Annotated in this window: 11 protein-coding genes; 4 read left to right on the top strand and 7 right to left on the bottom strand. The window is 72.3% G+C overall.

Translation table 11 applies throughout. The features are described 5' to 3' along the window. Window positions 1-7: 7 nt before the first annotated feature. The 3 genes from glpD to guaB all read right to left on the bottom strand — a co-directional run bounded on the left by glpD (window position 8) and on the right by guaB (window position 4663). Window positions 8-1747 (bottom strand): glycerol-3-phosphate dehydrogenase, encoded by a 1740-nt coding sequence (glpD, locus tag AB0K34_RS24540; protein ID WP_138640124.1) that lies wholly within the window; start codon window positions 1745-1747, stop codon window positions 8-10. Window positions 1748-1845: 98 nt separating this feature from the next. Continuing rightward, window positions 1846-2961, bottom strand: coding sequence for a GuaB3 family IMP dehydrogenase-related protein (locus tag AB0K34_RS24535; protein ID WP_364551093.1), 1116 nt, complete (start codon window positions 2959-2961; stop codon window positions 1846-1848). A gap of 205 nt (window positions 2962-3166) precedes the next feature. Then, entirely contained in the window at window positions 3167-4663 is a 1497-nt protein-coding gene (gene guaB / locus AB0K34_RS24530) for an IMP dehydrogenase (protein ID WP_138640125.1), read from the bottom strand. 244 nt (window positions 4664-4907) lie between these two features. Between guaB and AB0K34_RS24525 the strand changes: the two genes are divergently transcribed. Continuing rightward, window positions 4908-5297, top strand: a complete 390-nt coding sequence (locus tag AB0K34_RS24525; RefSeq protein ID WP_089324405.1) for a DUF5319 domain-containing protein — start codon at window positions 4908-4910, stop codon at window positions 5295-5297. A gap of 29 nt (window positions 5298-5326) precedes the next feature. On the opposite strand, the gene AB0K34_RS24520 is transcribed toward AB0K34_RS24525, so the two are convergent. The 4 genes from AB0K34_RS24520 to groES all read right to left on the bottom strand — a co-directional run bounded on the left by AB0K34_RS24520 (window position 5327) and on the right by groES (window position 9169). Beyond that, a complete protein-coding gene (locus tag AB0K34_RS24520) occupies window positions 5327-6166 on the bottom strand; it encodes a hypothetical protein (RefSeq protein WP_364551045.1) in 840 nt (279 codons plus the stop codon). After that, window positions 6163-6858 (bottom strand): sigma-70 family RNA polymerase sigma factor, encoded by a 696-nt coding sequence (locus AB0K34_RS24515; protein ID WP_364551043.1) that lies wholly within the window; start codon window positions 6856-6858, stop codon window positions 6163-6165. Before AB0K34_RS24515 ends, AB0K34_RS24520 begins: the two co-directional genes overlap by 4 nt. A 279-nt stretch (window positions 6859-7137) precedes the next feature. After that, on the bottom strand, window positions 7138-8772 hold the full coding sequence (gene groL, locus AB0K34_RS24510) for a chaperonin GroEL (protein WP_364551041.1): 1635 nt from the start codon (window positions 8770-8772) through the stop codon (window positions 7138-7140). Between the two features lie 85 nt (window positions 8773-8857). Next, the gene (groES, locus tag AB0K34_RS24505; protein ID WP_200841863.1) at window positions 8858-9169 is read right to left on the bottom strand and encodes a co-chaperone GroES; all 312 of its coding nucleotides are present in this window, start codon (window positions 9167-9169) and stop codon (window positions 8858-8860) included. 232 nt (window positions 9170-9401) lie between these two features. Between groES and AB0K34_RS24500 the strand changes: the two genes are divergently transcribed. From AB0K34_RS24500 to AB0K34_RS24490, 3 genes are all read left to right on the top strand, one after another. Continuing rightward, on the top strand, window positions 9402-10628 hold the full coding sequence (locus tag AB0K34_RS24500) for a class I SAM-dependent methyltransferase (protein WP_364551039.1): 1227 nt from the start codon (window positions 9402-9404) through the stop codon (window positions 10626-10628). A gap of 627 nt (window positions 10629-11255) precedes the next feature. Beyond that, window positions 11256-12905, top strand: coding sequence for an apolipoprotein A1/A4/E domain-containing protein (locus AB0K34_RS24495; RefSeq protein ID WP_138641519.1), 1650 nt, complete (start codon window positions 11256-11258; stop codon window positions 12903-12905). A gap of 200 nt (window positions 12906-13105) precedes the next feature. Continuing rightward, window positions 13106-14050, top strand: coding sequence for an aminoglycoside phosphotransferase family protein (locus tag AB0K34_RS24490; protein WP_364551037.1), 945 nt, complete (start codon window positions 13106-13108; stop codon window positions 14048-14050). Window positions 14051-14147: the final 97 nt, after the last annotated feature.

Here is a 14147-nt window from a genome sequence, read left to right as displayed (position 1 = left end):
ATCGGGATCACGGAGTCGCTATCGGCACGATGTCCGGGGCGCCGCGCCGGTGCGCGTCCGCCTCCTGGTCGCCCTCCTGCGTCTGGGAGGCGCGCTCGGCCTCCACCCGCTTGCGGTAGTACTCGATCTCGCGGTCGCGCTGCTTCTTGGACCAGCCGAGCACCGGGGCCAGCAGGTCGGCGGCCTCCTGGGCGACGCCGACGCCGCGGTCCCACGTCTCGATCGAGATGCGGGTGCGGCGGGCGAGGACGTCGTTGAGGTGCCGGGCCCCCTCATGGGTGGCGGCGTAGACGACCTCGGCGCGCAGGTAGTCGTCGGCGCCGGTGAGCGGCTTGGCCAGGTCCGGCTTGTCGGAGATCAGGCCGAGCAGGTCGTCCAGCAGGGTGCCGTAGCGGCGCAGGAGGTGCTCGATGCGGGCGACGTGCAGGCCCGAGCGGGACGCCAGCCGGTGGCGCGCGTTCCACATGGCCTGGAAGCCGTCGCCGCCGACGAGCGGGATGCGGTCCGTGCAGGACTCGGCGACCTTGCCGTCCAGGCCGTGGGCGACGGCGTCTATGGCGTCCTTGGCCATCACCCGGTACGTGGTGTACTTGCCGCCCGCCACGAGGACGAGGCCGGGCACCGGATGCGCGACCACGTGCTCGCGCGACAGCTTCGACGTCTCCTCGGTCTCCCCCGTGAGGAGGGGGCGCAGGCCCGCGTAGACGCCCTCCACGTCGTCGTGCGTGAGCGGCGTGGACAGCACCGAGTTGACGTGGTCGAGGACATAGTCGATGTCGGCCTTGGACGCGGCCGGGTGCGCGCGGTCGAGATCCCACGCGGTGTCGGTCGTGCCGATGATCCAGTGCCGGCCCCACGGGATCACGAACAGCACGGACTTCTCCGTGCGCAGGATGATGCCCGTCGAGGAGTGGATGCGGTCCTTCGGGACGACCAGGTGGATGCCCTTGGACGCCTTCACGTGGATCTGGCCGCGGCCGCCGACGAGCTCCTGGATGTCGTCCGTCCAGACGCCGGTGGCGTTCACGACCTGCTTCGCGCGGACCTCGCTGGTCGTGTTCCCCTCCAGGTCGCGGATCCGCAGGCCGGTGACGCGCTCGCCCTCCCGCAGGAAGCCGAGGCACTGGGTGCGGGACGCGATCTGGGCGCCGTACTGCGCGGCCGTCCGCAGCGCCGTCATCACGAAGCGCGCGTCGTCGACCTGCGCGTCCCAGTACTGGATCGCGCCGGTGAACGAGTCCTTGCGCAGGGACGGCGCCAGCCGCAGCGCCCCGCGCCGGGTCAGGTGCCGGTGGTGCGGGACGCCGCGCGTGCTGCCCATCTGGAACGCGAGCGCGTCGTACAGGGCCACGCCCGCGCCGAGGTACGCCCGCTCCCACACGCGGTGGGTCGTCGGCAGCAGGAACGGGACGGGCTTCACCAGGTGCGGCGCGATCTGCTGCAGCAGCAGGCTGCGCTCGGTCAGCGCCTCCCGGACGAGGTCGAAGTTGTACTGCTCCAGGTAGCGCAGGCCCCCGTGGATCAGCTTCGAGGAACGCGACGAGGTGCCGGACGCGAAGTCCCGCGCCTCGACCACCGCGACCGACAGGCCGCGGGTCGCCGCGTCGAGCGCCGCGCCCGCACCGACGATCCCGCCGCCCACGACGACCACATCGAACTCCTCGCGGGCCATCCGATCGAGCGCCGCGGCCCGTTCGGCCGGGCCCAGCCGGGAGCTTCCGAGGCCCGTCACCGGTGATGCCGTCATCGCTTATCCCCCCACAGCGTTCGGTTTCCGAGCAGTACCTACCCAAGAGTAAGGATGGGCCCACCCCGGAAATTTCCGCACGAGGCGTGGGTTCGCTCTCAGTCGGTGGACCGGCGGGGAGCCACCACGACCTGTACCCGCTGGAACTCCTTCAACTCCGTGTAACCGGCGGTCGCCATCGCGCGGCGCAGCGCCCCGATGAGGTTCATCGAGCCGTCCGCGACATGGGACGGGCCGTGCAGGATCTGCTCCATCGTCCCGATCGTCCCGAGATCGAGGCGGGTGCCGCGCGGGACGTCGCCGTGGTGCGCCTCGCTGCCCCAGTGGTAGCCGCGGCCCGGGGCCTCGGTGGAGCGGGCGAACGGGGAGCCGACCATCACCGCGTCGGAGCCGCAGGCGAACGCCTTGGCGATGTCGCCGCTGTTGACCATGCCGCCGTCGGCGATGACGTGCACGTACCGGCCGCCGGACTCGTCCATGTAGTCGCGGCGGGCGGCGGCCACGTCCGCGACCGCGGTCGCCATCGGGACGGCGACGCCGAGGACGGTCCGCGTGGTGTGCCCGGAGCCGCCGCCGAACCCGACGAGCACCCCCGCCGCGCCGGTCCGCATCAGGTGCAGCGCGGCCGTGTAGGTGGAGCAGCCGCCGACGATCACCGGGACGTCGAGGTCGTAGATGAACTGCTTGAGGTTCAGCGGCTCTGCGCGGCCGGACACGTGCTCGGCGGACACCGTCGTGCCGCGGATCACGAACAGGTCGACGCCCGCGTCGATCACGGCCTTGTGGAACTGGGCGGTGCGCTGCGGGGACAGCCGCGCCGCGACGGTGACGCCCGCCTCCCGGACCTCCTCGATCCGGCGGCCGATCAGCTCCTCCTTGATCGGCTCGGTGTAGATCTCCTGGAGCCGCTGGGTGGCGCGGACGTCGTCCAGCGAGGCGATCTCGGCGAGCAGCGGCTCGGGGTTGTCGTACCGCGTCCACAGCCCTTCGAGGTCGAGCACGGCGAGGCCGCCGAGCCGGCCGACGGCGATCGCGGTGGCCGGGCTGACGACGCTGTCCATCGGCGCGACGACCAGCGGCATCTCGAACCGGTAGGCGTCGATCTGCCAGGCGACGCTGACCTCCTCGGGGTCGCGCGTCCGGCGGGACGGCACGATGCCGATGTCGTCGAAGGCGTACGCCCGGCGGCCGCTCTTGCCCCGGCCGATCTCCACCTCAGCAGCCACTCTGTTCCTTTCATCGCCCTTGGCGTCAGGTGCCGGAGCACCTTCCTTCGGCGGGCGACGCGGCGATCGCTGCATCGCTCCGACTCGCCCAGGGGGCTCGCTGCGCGATCAGGTTCTCGCAAGCTCGAACCTGGCTTCGCACGCGATCGCGACGTATCGGTTGTTGCAGGTTGGGGTTCCTACCCTGGGGATTCTATCGGCCTTGGTAATTCGGGGCCTCGACGGTCATCTGGATGTCGTGGGGGTGGCTCTCCCGCAGCCCGGCGGCGCTGATCCGCATCAGCTGGCCGCGTTCCTGCAGCTCGGGGATCGTCCGGGTGCCCGCGTACCACATGGACTGGTGCAGGCCGCCGACGAGCTGGTGCGCGACGTTGGCGAGCGGGCCGCGGTAGGGCACCTGGCCCTCGACGCCCTCGGGGATCAGCTTCTCCTCGGCGCTGACGTCGGCCTGGGCGTAGCGGTCCTTGGAGTAGGACGCGCCGCGCTCGCGGTTGCGCATCGCGCCGAGCGACCCCATCCCGCGGTAGGACTTGTACTGCTTGCCGTGCACGAAGATCAGCTCGCCCGGGGACTCCTCGACCCCGGCGAGCAGGCTGCCGAGCATCACGGTGTCGGCGCCCGCGACCAGCGCCTTCGCGATGTCGCCGGAGTACTGCAGGCCGCCGTCCCCGATCACCGGGACGCCGGCCGGCCGCGCCGCGCGGGCCGCCCCGGAGATCGCGGTGATCTGCGGCACGCCGACGCCGGCGACGATGCGGGTGGTGCAGATGGAGCCGGGCCCGACCCCGACCTTGATCGCGTCGGCGCCCGCGTCCACCAGGACCTGCGCGCCGGCCTCGGTCGCGACGTTGCCGCCGACGACCTGCACCCCCGAGTTGCCCTTGATCGAGGCGATCGTGTCGGCGACGCCCTTGGAATGGCCGTGCGCGGTGTCGACGATGATGACGTCGGTGCCCGCCTCGATGAGCGCCTTCGCGCGGCGGATCGCGTCCTCGCCGACGCCCACGGCGGCGGCGACGAGCAGCCGGCCGTCGCCGTCCTTGGTGGCGTCCGGGTACTGCTCGCTCTTGGTGAAGTCCTTGGTGGTGATGAGGCCCTTGAGCCGGCCGTCGGCGTCCACCAGCGGGAGCTTCTCGACCTTGTTGCCCGCCAGCAGCCGGAACGCCTCGTCCCGCGCCACCCCGACCGGCGCCGTCACCAGCGGCATCGGGGTCATCACCTCGCGGACCGGGCGGGACAGGTCCGACTCGAAGCGCATGTCGCGGTTGGTCACGATGCCGACCAGCACGCCGCGCACGTCGGTCACCGGCACGCCGGAGATCCGGTAGCGGGCGCACAGCTCCTCGACGTCGGCGAGCGTCGCGTCCGGCAGGCAGGTGACCGGGTTGGTGATCATCCCGGACTCGGACCGCTTGACCCGGTCGGCCTCCTCGGCCTGGTCCTCGATCGACATGTTGCGGTGCAGCACGCCGATGCCGCCCTGCCGGGCCATGGCGATCGCCGTCCGCGCCTCGGTCACCGTGTCCATCGCCGCCGAGACGAGCGGGATCCGCAGCGAGATCTCGCGGGTCAGCCTGGTCGTGGTGTCGGCCTCGCCGGGCTGGAGGTCGGAATAGCCCGGGAGCAGGAGCACATCGTCGAAGGTCAGGCCCTGCGGAAGGAACTTGTCGGGCTCGGCGGCGGGGTTCATGACAACCTTCCCGTATCGGTTGCGGCATCGGGCCAGGTCACAAGGACCCTGTCCCCATGGTAGGGCGTTCGCCCGCACCGGCGCGGGCTCTTGCACGCTGCGGCCGCGTGGCCTTGATGACATCAGGAAACACGCCGGACGCCCCTGAGCATTCCCCCGCCCGGCGGACACTCCGCGTAATTGTTCGCGCACAGAGGAGACCGGGGGGTGCACCTTTCGGGGGCTCCGGCAGTAGCGTGGGAGTGTGCACGATGACGCACCGCTCGACCCGTTCGCCGGAGACCCGGAGGATCCGGCGGCGGCGCTCGGCGACCCCGGAGACGAGGCCGCTCCGCTCAGCGTGACGGAGCGGGAGGACGTGCTGGCCGACCTCGCCGACCTGGAGGTCTTCCGTGCACTGCTGGAGCCGCTCGGCGTGCGCGGCCTCACCGTCGACTGCGGCGACTGCGGCAAGCTCCACTACATCGACTGGGAACTGCTGCACGGCAACCTGCGCCACCTGCTGGACGCCGGGCTCCCCCGCGTCCACGAGCCCGCCCTGTCCCCCGATCCCGTCGACTACGTCAGCTGGGAGTACGCCCGCGGCTACGTCGACGGCGTGATCGACAGCGAAGAGGGCCGCGACGAGAACTAGCGCCCGCCGGGCCCGGCCGCCGGCCGGGATCAGTCGTCCCAGCGCGGTGCCCGGTAGCGGTCGGTGCGGCGCTCCGCCTCCCGCCGCAGCGCGGCCAGGTCGTCCAGATCGAGGACGGGGTCGTCGCCGGGCGCGGCCTCCGGGCGGTCGGACGGGGCCGCGCGCGTGATCCTGACCGGGCCCTCCGGGCGGCGCTCGTGGTGCCGCCGGGGCGGGAAGAGGTCGTCCAGGCGGCGCTTGAGGCGCGTGATGTCCTCGCGCTCCCCGCCGCGGGACGGCCTGCCCGTCCTCGTCGGTTCCGGCACGGGCGCCGGCGCGGCGGACGGCTCCTGCGGGCGGGCGCGGGTCGCGGCGTCGGCGTCGCCCGCGGCGGGCATGGCGGCCGGGGCGGCGTGCTCGGACGCGCGCGGCGCCGGCGCGGCGCCCGTGGAGCGGTCGGCGCCGCCGCCCGCCGCCGCGACGCCGGTGCTGGCGAGGACGGCGCCCGCCACGCCGAGGGCGACGATCGTGCGGGACCCGCGGCGGCGCGGGCCGGGCCCGGACGGCGCGGGCGGCGCCGGCGGGGCGGGGTCGGCGGTCTGCTCGTCCACGTCGATGATCAGCGCGTGCAGCAGCCGCACCGCCGGGTCGGGATCGTCACCCGCGCACGCGGGCGGCGCCGGGTGCGGGGCGGCGGGCGCGGGCGGACGCCGCGCCGCCAGCGACTCGATGAGGGCGTCGGTGCGGCGGACGGCCGCCAGGTCCGCGGCCGGCGGACCGGCCGGGGCGCGGGCATGGGCCGGTGCCGGGGCCGGGGCATCACCGGAGTGCGAGGGCTCGGCCGGATTCGGGGCGCCCCCGATGCCGGTGAGGGGGCCTCGCTCCGTCAAGCGATCGACTCCTCTCTCGCCATCGCCCGGAGCCGGGCCAGGGCGCGGTGCTGCGCGACCCGCACGGCGCCGGCGGACATGCCGAGCACGTTGCCGGTCTCCTCGGCCGACAGCCCCGCGACGACGCGCAGCAGCACCAGTTCGCGCTGGTGCTCGGGCAGCCGCGTGAGCAGGTCGCGGGCCCGCTGCGCCTCGATGTAGCGGACCACCGTCTCCTCCGGCCCGGGCCGGTCGTCGGGGCCGTCCGGCAGGTCCTCGGTGGGCACGGCGGCGCGCACCGCGCTGCGCATCGCGTCCGCGATCTTGTGCGCGGCGATGCCGAAGACGAACGAGGCGAAGGGGCGGCCCATGTCCCGGTAGCGGGGCAGGGCCGACAGCACGGCGATGCAGACCTCCTGGGCCACGTCGTCGGCGATGTGGTACTGCCCGGACACCCGGCCGAGCCGGGCCCGGCAGTACCGGACGATCATGGGGCGCACCTCGGCGATGAGGACCTCAATGGCGCCCGGATCGCCCTGGACGGCGAGGTTCGTCAGCTCCTTGAGGTCGCCGTCGGCGGCGTCCGCCGCGCGCAGCGCCCGCGTCCCGCGGCCGGTGTCGCGGGCGGCGTCACGGGGCGGTGGCGGGGCCGGACCTCCCGAGGGTTCGGCAGCGCGCGCGGTCATGGTCCCGGCGAAGCATCCCTCGGTCACGTCAAGCATGATGCCCAGCGCCGCCGGGCGTGTCTGCCCCGTCGTTGACAACGGAATGGTCACAGTGCTGGAACGAACCTGGGAATATTACGTCATGCGATCATTTCATTGCCACGCGTCACGAAAGATCAAACCGCCCACCGGATAAAGAACTTCCCATTCGGGTACATGCCAGCGACCCCCGTCCACCGGGTGGACGGGGGTCGCGGAGCCGGTCGAGCCGGCGCGGCCTCTCCCACGCGGCCGGGGCGGACGGCCCCGGCCGGGACGCGGGAAGGGTCAGTGGCCGTGCCCGTGGCCGTGGCCGTGGCCGTGGCCGCCGCCGGCGGCCTCCTCGGCCTCCTCCGGCTTGTCGACCACGAGCGCCTCGGTGGTGAGCAGCATGCTCGCGATCGAGGCGGCGTTGGTGACCGCGGAGCGGGTGACCTTCACCGGGTCGATGACGCCCTGGGCGATCAGGTCGCCGTACTCGCCGGTCGCGGCGTTGTAGCCGTGGCCGGCCTGCAGCGCCTGCACCTTGGAGACGACGACGTAGCCCTCCTGGCCGGCGTTCTCGGAGATCCAGCGCAGCGGCTCGTTGAGCGCGCGGCGGACCGCCTCGGCGCCGGTGGCCTCGTCGCCGGACAGGCCGAGGGTGTCGAAGCCCTCCTTGGCCACGTGCACCAGCGCGCTGCCGCCGCCGGAGACGATGCCCTCCTCGATCGCCGCGCGGGTCGCCGAGATGGCGTCCTCCAGGCGGTGCTTCTTCTCCTTCAGCTCCACCTCGGTGGCGGCGCCGACCCGCAGCACGCAGACCCCGCCGGCCAGCTTGGCCAGCCGCTCCTGCAGCTTCTCGCGGTCCCAGTCGGAGTCGGAGTTCTCGATCTCGACCTTGATCTGGTTGACGCGCGCGGTGATCTCGTCCGCGGAGCCCTCACCGTCGACGATGGTGGTGGCGTCCTTGGTCACGGTGATCCGGCGGGCGCGGCCGAGGTCCTCCAGGCCGATGGAGTCGAGCTTGAGGCCGATGGCCTCGCTGACGACCTGGCCGCCGGTCAGGGTGGCCATGTCGCCCAGCATCGCCTTGCGGCGGTCGCCGAAGCCCGGCGCCTTGACCGCGACGGAGGTGAAGGTGCCGCGGATCTTGTTGGCGACGAGCAGCGCCAGGGCCTCGCCCTCGACGTCCTCGGCCACCACGAGCAGCGGCTTCTTGGTCTGCGCGACCTTCTCGGCCAGCGGCAGGAACTCCTGCACGTTGGAGATCTTGCCGTCCACGATGAGCACGTAGGCGTCCTCCAGGACGGCCTCCATGCGCTCGTGGTCGGTGACCATGTGCGGCGACAGGTAGCCCTTGTCGAACTGGAGGCCCTCGGTGAACTCCAGCTCGAGGCCCATGGTGTGGGCCTCCTCGACGGTGATGACGCCGTCCTTGCCGACCTTCTCGAACGCCTCCGCGATCAGCTCGCCGATCTGCGGGTCCTGCGCGGAGATGGTCGCGACGTGCGCGATCTCGTCCTTCTCGACGATCTCGCGGGCCGACTTCAGCAGCTGGTCGGACACGTGCTGGGCGGCGGCGTCGATGCCGCGCTTGAGCGCGAGCGGGGACGCGCCGGCGGCCACGTTGCGGGTGCCCTCCCGGACCAGCGCCTGCGCGAGGACGGTCGCCGTGGTGGTGCCGTCGCCCGCGATGTCGTTGGTCTTGGTCGCCACTTCCTTGGCGAGCTGGGCCCCGAGGTTCTCGTAGGGGTCCTCCAGCTCCACCTCGCGGGCGATGGTGACGCCGTCGTTGGTGATGGTCGGCGCGCCGAACTTCTTGTCGATGACGACGTTGCGGCCGCGCGGGCCGATCGTCACCTTGACGGCGTCCGCGAGAGCGTTGACGCCGCGCTCAAGAGCCCGGCGAGCGTCCTCCTCGAACTCCAGGATCTTCGCCATGCGGATACTCCTCTATTACGCGATCCGCCCCGGCAGCCCCGCCGAAGGCGGCGCCGACCGGGGCGGGTGCATCACGTCTCGGTGATTACTTCTCGATGACCGCGAGCACGTCGCGGGCCGAGAGGACGAGGTACTCCTCGCCGTTGTACTTGACCTCGGTGCCGCCGTACTTGCTGTAGAGCACGACCTCGCCGACCTTGACGTCGACCGGGACGCGCTCGCCCTTGTCGTCGACGCGACCCGGGCCAACGGCAAGGACGGTGCCCTCCTGGGGCTTCTCCTTGGCGGTGTCCGGGATCACCAGGCCCGACGCGGTGGTGGTCTCGGCCTCAAGCGGCTGGACGACGATGCGGTCCTCAAGCGGCTTGAGAACAACCTTGGTGGCGGTCGTCACGATCTGACCTCCCCTTCGATTGGTCCTCGGCCGGCCACGGATGACCGGCCAGCACATGTGACAGAAGAGGCGACCCTGGACCGGCCTGCCGTCGCGGGTGCCAGACCGACCTTGTCGCTGTTGTTGGCACTCTCAGTACGAGAGTGCCAGTCATGGAGACTATTCCGTGCTCGGGAGCCCGTCAACACGGACACGGAGGCACCGGGCGCCGTTCACCCGACGCTAACTTCGCTCCATGGACATCGCGTCGTTCCGGGCCCTGCGCACCCCCTCCGGCCAGGCACTCCTCGGCGAGGCGGCGGCGGCGGACGTCGGCGAGGACGGATTGCTCGCCACGGCGACGCGGCTGCGCGAACGACACGATCCCGCGCTGGTCGCAGCGGCGCTCACGCAGGTGCGGCTCCGGGAGCGGGCACGGGCCAAGTTCGGCCCGGACGCCGACCGCATGTACTTCACGCAGGCGGGCCTTGAGCAGTCCACCCGTGCGAGTGTGGCGGCGCACAGAGCCCGACGGTTCGCCGACCGGCTGGACGGCGCGCGTGTGCTGGACATGGGCTGCGGGATAGGGGCCGACCTCATCGCGCGGGGGCGCGCGGGCCTCACCGGGGAGGGCGTGGAACTCGACCCGTTGACGGCCGAGGTGGCGCAGGCGAACGTGACCGAATTCGGCCTCGACGCGTCCGTGCGCGTCGGCGACGCGACTGAGGCCGCTCTGGACGGCTTCGACGCGGTGTTCGCCGACCCCGGGCGCCGCACTGCACGGGGCAGGGTCTTCGACCCGCGCTCCTACGAGCCGCCGCTCGACGTCGTCCTGGACAGAGCACAGAAGGTCCCTGGAGCGTGCGTCAAGGTGGCGCCCGGCATCCCGCATGAAGCCGTCCCGGACGGCGCAGAAGCCGAGTGGGTGTCGGTCCACGGCGACGTCAAGGAGGCGGCCCTCTGGCTGGGGTCGCTCGCAGGGGACGTCGGCCGCCGGGCCACGCTGCTGTCGTCCGACACCGACCCGCAGGTCTGGACATTGACCCCGCAAGTGTCGGACGGCCCCGATGTCCGCCCATGGGGCCGTTACCTATACGAGCCCGACGGAGCGGTGATACGCGCCCATCTGGTGGGCGAGGTGGCAGAACTGGTCGGCGGCGGGCTGGCCGATCCGCAGATCGCGTACATCACGTCCGACCGGCTGTTCCCGACGCCGTTCGCGTCCGCCTACGAGATCGAGGACGTCCTGCCGTTCTCGGTGAAGCGCCTGCGCGCCGAGCTGCGCCGCCGCGAGGTCGGGGTGCTGACGGTCAAGAAGCGCGGCTCGGCCGTCGACGTCGACCGGCTGCGCCGCGACCTCGGCTTCGCCGGGCGCCGGCCGGGGCACGGCGCCGCGGAGGCGACGCTCGTGGTCACCCGGGTCGGCCGCGATCCGGTCGCCCTACTCGCCCGCCCCGCCGCGCCCGCTCCCCCGGCGGGCTGACCCGGCGGCTGACCCGCCCGGAGCGGGGCCGCCCGGCAACCGTGCCCAAAGATCTTCCGCGCGGCCGGGCAACGCCAAGCGGGGCCGGGCGACGCGCCACGGCGGTGCAAATCATCGGCGTTTTCCGGCATCGCGTCCACCAGGGATTGCGGGCGCCCGGCAACGCGGCGGCTCCGGCCCCGAATCGGCGCGCCGGGACCGACGCGCCCGAAAACACCGGGACGGGTTCACCGGCCGGGACTTCGGCGCCGCGGAATACCCTCCGAAATAGGGCTTGAATCCGCCCCGCGCCGCCTCGCGGCCGCGGCCGCGCACCGGCGGGCCGCCGCCGCGCCCGGTTCGGGAACTGCCGATGTTGGACGAGATGTACGGACACGGCACCGTCCCCGGCGACCGCGCATCCCCGCCACATCATGACGATCAAGGCGATTGCCGCGTAGCGGTGACCAACCCCGCTCCCGGCTATTTCTCACTTTCCGCCCCAGCCGGATAACAGGCGCATTCCGCAGAACTCGCAATCTTCTCTGCTACCCGTTTTAGCGGTCCCTCACACGCACTACAGTGGCCACCTCAGAGATTCATTTGCCGTGCGTCATTTCGTCGCGCCGGCACACGAAGGAGCATCGGGTGGAAACGAATCACAACTTCCTGCAGACGGGAGGTCAACCGGTCTCGGATCGGATGCGGGAGTTGCTCGCCCGTGCGGCGCAGGACCACGTCTATGAACAGCGCTCACAGGGTCAGGTCCTGGACGAGATTCGCCAGCGGCTGGAAGGCATGGAGTGGCTGCTCCGCGAGGTCCGCGAGCGGGAGCTCACCGGGCTGACCGGGCAGCTCGAGAGCGTCCGCGGGCAGGTCGACGAACTGTCCGGCAAGCCCCCGGAATGGGCCGAAGGACTGGCCGAGCACATCGAGTCGTTCGGCGAGCGGGTCAAGCCCGTCGCCGAACTGCCGGCGCTGTGGGCCGACGTCGGCGTCGTCGCCGAGAACGTCGACGAGGGCCTGACCCGCATCCAGGCCGTCCTCGACTCCGCGCAGCACATCACGGACGCCACGCAGCAGGCGTCCCAGCGCATGGACGAGATGACCAAGCGGCTCGACAAGCTCCAGGGCAGCATGGAGGCCGCGTCCGTCCGGTTCAACCGGCTGGACAAGTCGCTCGCCGAGCTGGGCCACCGGTCCGAGCGGCTGGAGCACTCGATCAACGGGGTCACGGCCCGGGTCGACCAGGCGCTCGGCGAGATGGCCGAGCGGATGGAGCAGGGGCTGGAGGCGGTCAACGGCCGGGTCGAGGGCGTCGGCGGCCGGCTCGACGGGCTGGACGGGCGGCTGGACGGCGTCGACGGCCGGCTGGAGGGGCTGTCGGGCAAGCTGGAGGGCCTGGACGGCCGGTTCGAGAGCCTCGACGGCCGGCTCGACGGGCTCGGCGAGCGGATCGGCCGGCTCCCCGCCACGCTGGAGATCGCCGAGGTGCACCGGCTGCTGGCCGAGATCGCGCAGCGTCCGGCGGCCGAGTACGGCGACCGGTTCGACGCGCTGGAGAAGCACCTCGCCGAGGCGGTCGACCCGCTGATCGAGGAGCTGCGCGCCCGGCCGGACCGCGACGAGGTCAAGGCGACCATGTCGCAGATCGCCGAGACCGCCTACAGCGACGTCGCCAAGCGGATGGACGAGTTCTCCCGCCGCTTCGAGGACGTGCACGAGGACGTCCGCAAGCGCATCGAGAACATCCACGAGGAGGTCGCCAAGCGGGTCGACGTCGCGCTGGAGGAGTTCACCGCGCAGGTCGACATCGTCTCCCGCCGGGTGGAGTCGGTGCACGCGGACGTCGCCAAGCAGGTCGAGTCCGTGCACAGCGAGGTGGCGCGGCAGGTCAGCGGCGTCCACGACGACTTCGGCAAGCGGATCGGCGACATCCACGAGGACGTCACCCGCCAGGTGGGCAGCATCCACGAGGACGTCGCCAAGCAGGTCGGCAACATGCAGGAGGACGTCGCGCGGCAGGTCGGCGGCGTGCACGCCGAGTTCGCGCGGCGCGTGGAGAGCATGCAGGACGAGGCCGGCCGCCGGGCCGACGCCGCGCAGGCCGAGTTCGCCAAGCGCTTCCTGCACGTCGAGGACGAGGTGGGCCGCAAGGTCGACGGCGTCCACGACGAGGTCTCCAAGCAGGTCAACGCGGTGCACGAGGACGTGCTGAAGCGGCTGTCCACGCTGGAGGAGACGATGCTCGCGCTCGCCGAGGCCCTGCTCCGGCCCCGCCGCGAGCCGAAGGACTGACCGGCGATCGGAACCATCGGGTGGGGCCCGGCCGCGGGCCCCACCCGAGCCGCATTCGGATACCGGACGGAATCCGCGGCGTTTGTCCGGCAAACGCCCGCGACGACCGGAGATACTCCCTCACCCGACCCCGCTGACGTGCAATTTGTTACGTTCCGTCTTCGCAAAATCACTCCCAATACCCTTCGGAATCCGTTTTCATGGATCAGGTGACTCGCACACCGGCTGCCTGCCTGCCGACCGGAGCCCCGCCCGGCCACCCCACCCTGCGCTGGGTCGAGGAGTGCCTCGGCCGCGGCGCCGAGGTCCGCATGGTGCGGCCGCTCGCCGGCGGGACCGCGCACGCCAACCACGCCCTGCTCGTGGAGAGCGGCTCCGGCAGCGCCCACCGCCTCGTCCTGCGCCGCTGGACGGGCCGCCCCGCCGACGGCCGCGCCGCCCGCCGCTACGGCGACGCCGACTTCTCCCCCGAACGCGAGATCGCCGCGCTCGCCCTCCTCGCCGGCTGCGAGATCCCCACCCCAGAGCTCGTCGCCGCCGACCCCGCCGGGGCCTACTGCGACGTCCCCGCCCTGCTCATCACCCGGCTCAGCGGTCACCCGCCCCGGCCGTCCCCCGACGACCTGCCCGAATACCTCATCCAGCTGGCCGCCGCGCTGCTGTCGGTGCACGCTCTGAACGGCGCGTCCACGATGCCCCCGTACGTCCCCTACAACCGGCTCGACGTGCGCCGCCCGCCCAAGCACGCGCTCCGCCCCACCCTGTGGCAACGCGCCTTCGAGGTCGCGGCCCGGCCCGCCCCCGAAGCGCCCGCCCGGTTCATCCACCGCGACTACCACGCCGACAACACGCTGTGGTCCTACGGCAAGCTCACCGGCGTCGTCGACTGGTCGGACGCCTCGTCCGGCCCCGTCTCCGTCGACATCGCCCGCATGCGCCGCGGCCTGGCCCTCCGCTACGGCCCGTCCGTCGCCGACCGCTTCCGCGCCACCTTCGACCAGGTCTCCGGCGGCCACGCCCACGACCCGTACTGGGACGTCCGCAGCCTCCTCGACCTCCTCCCCGAAGACGACGACCGCGTCCTGGACGAGGCCCACGTCCCCCTCTACGAGGACTACCTGGCCAAACTCCTCCCAGAATGTTGAAGGGAGAGCACGCTGAACCTCAACCGGCGGCCACGGGTCGGGCGGCCGGAGGGCGCCCTAGCGCCCGGAGGCCGCACGACCCGCCGACCCACGTCTC

The organism is Actinomadura sp. NPDC049382 (genome assembly GCF_040677125.1).
In the GTDB taxonomy this organism is placed as follows: domain Bacteria; phylum Actinomycetota; class Actinomycetes; order Streptosporangiales; family Streptosporangiaceae; genus Spirillospora; species Spirillospora geliboluensis.
Note: the sequence above shows the minus strand (reverse complement) of the source record. Positions and strands in the feature narration are given on the sequence as shown.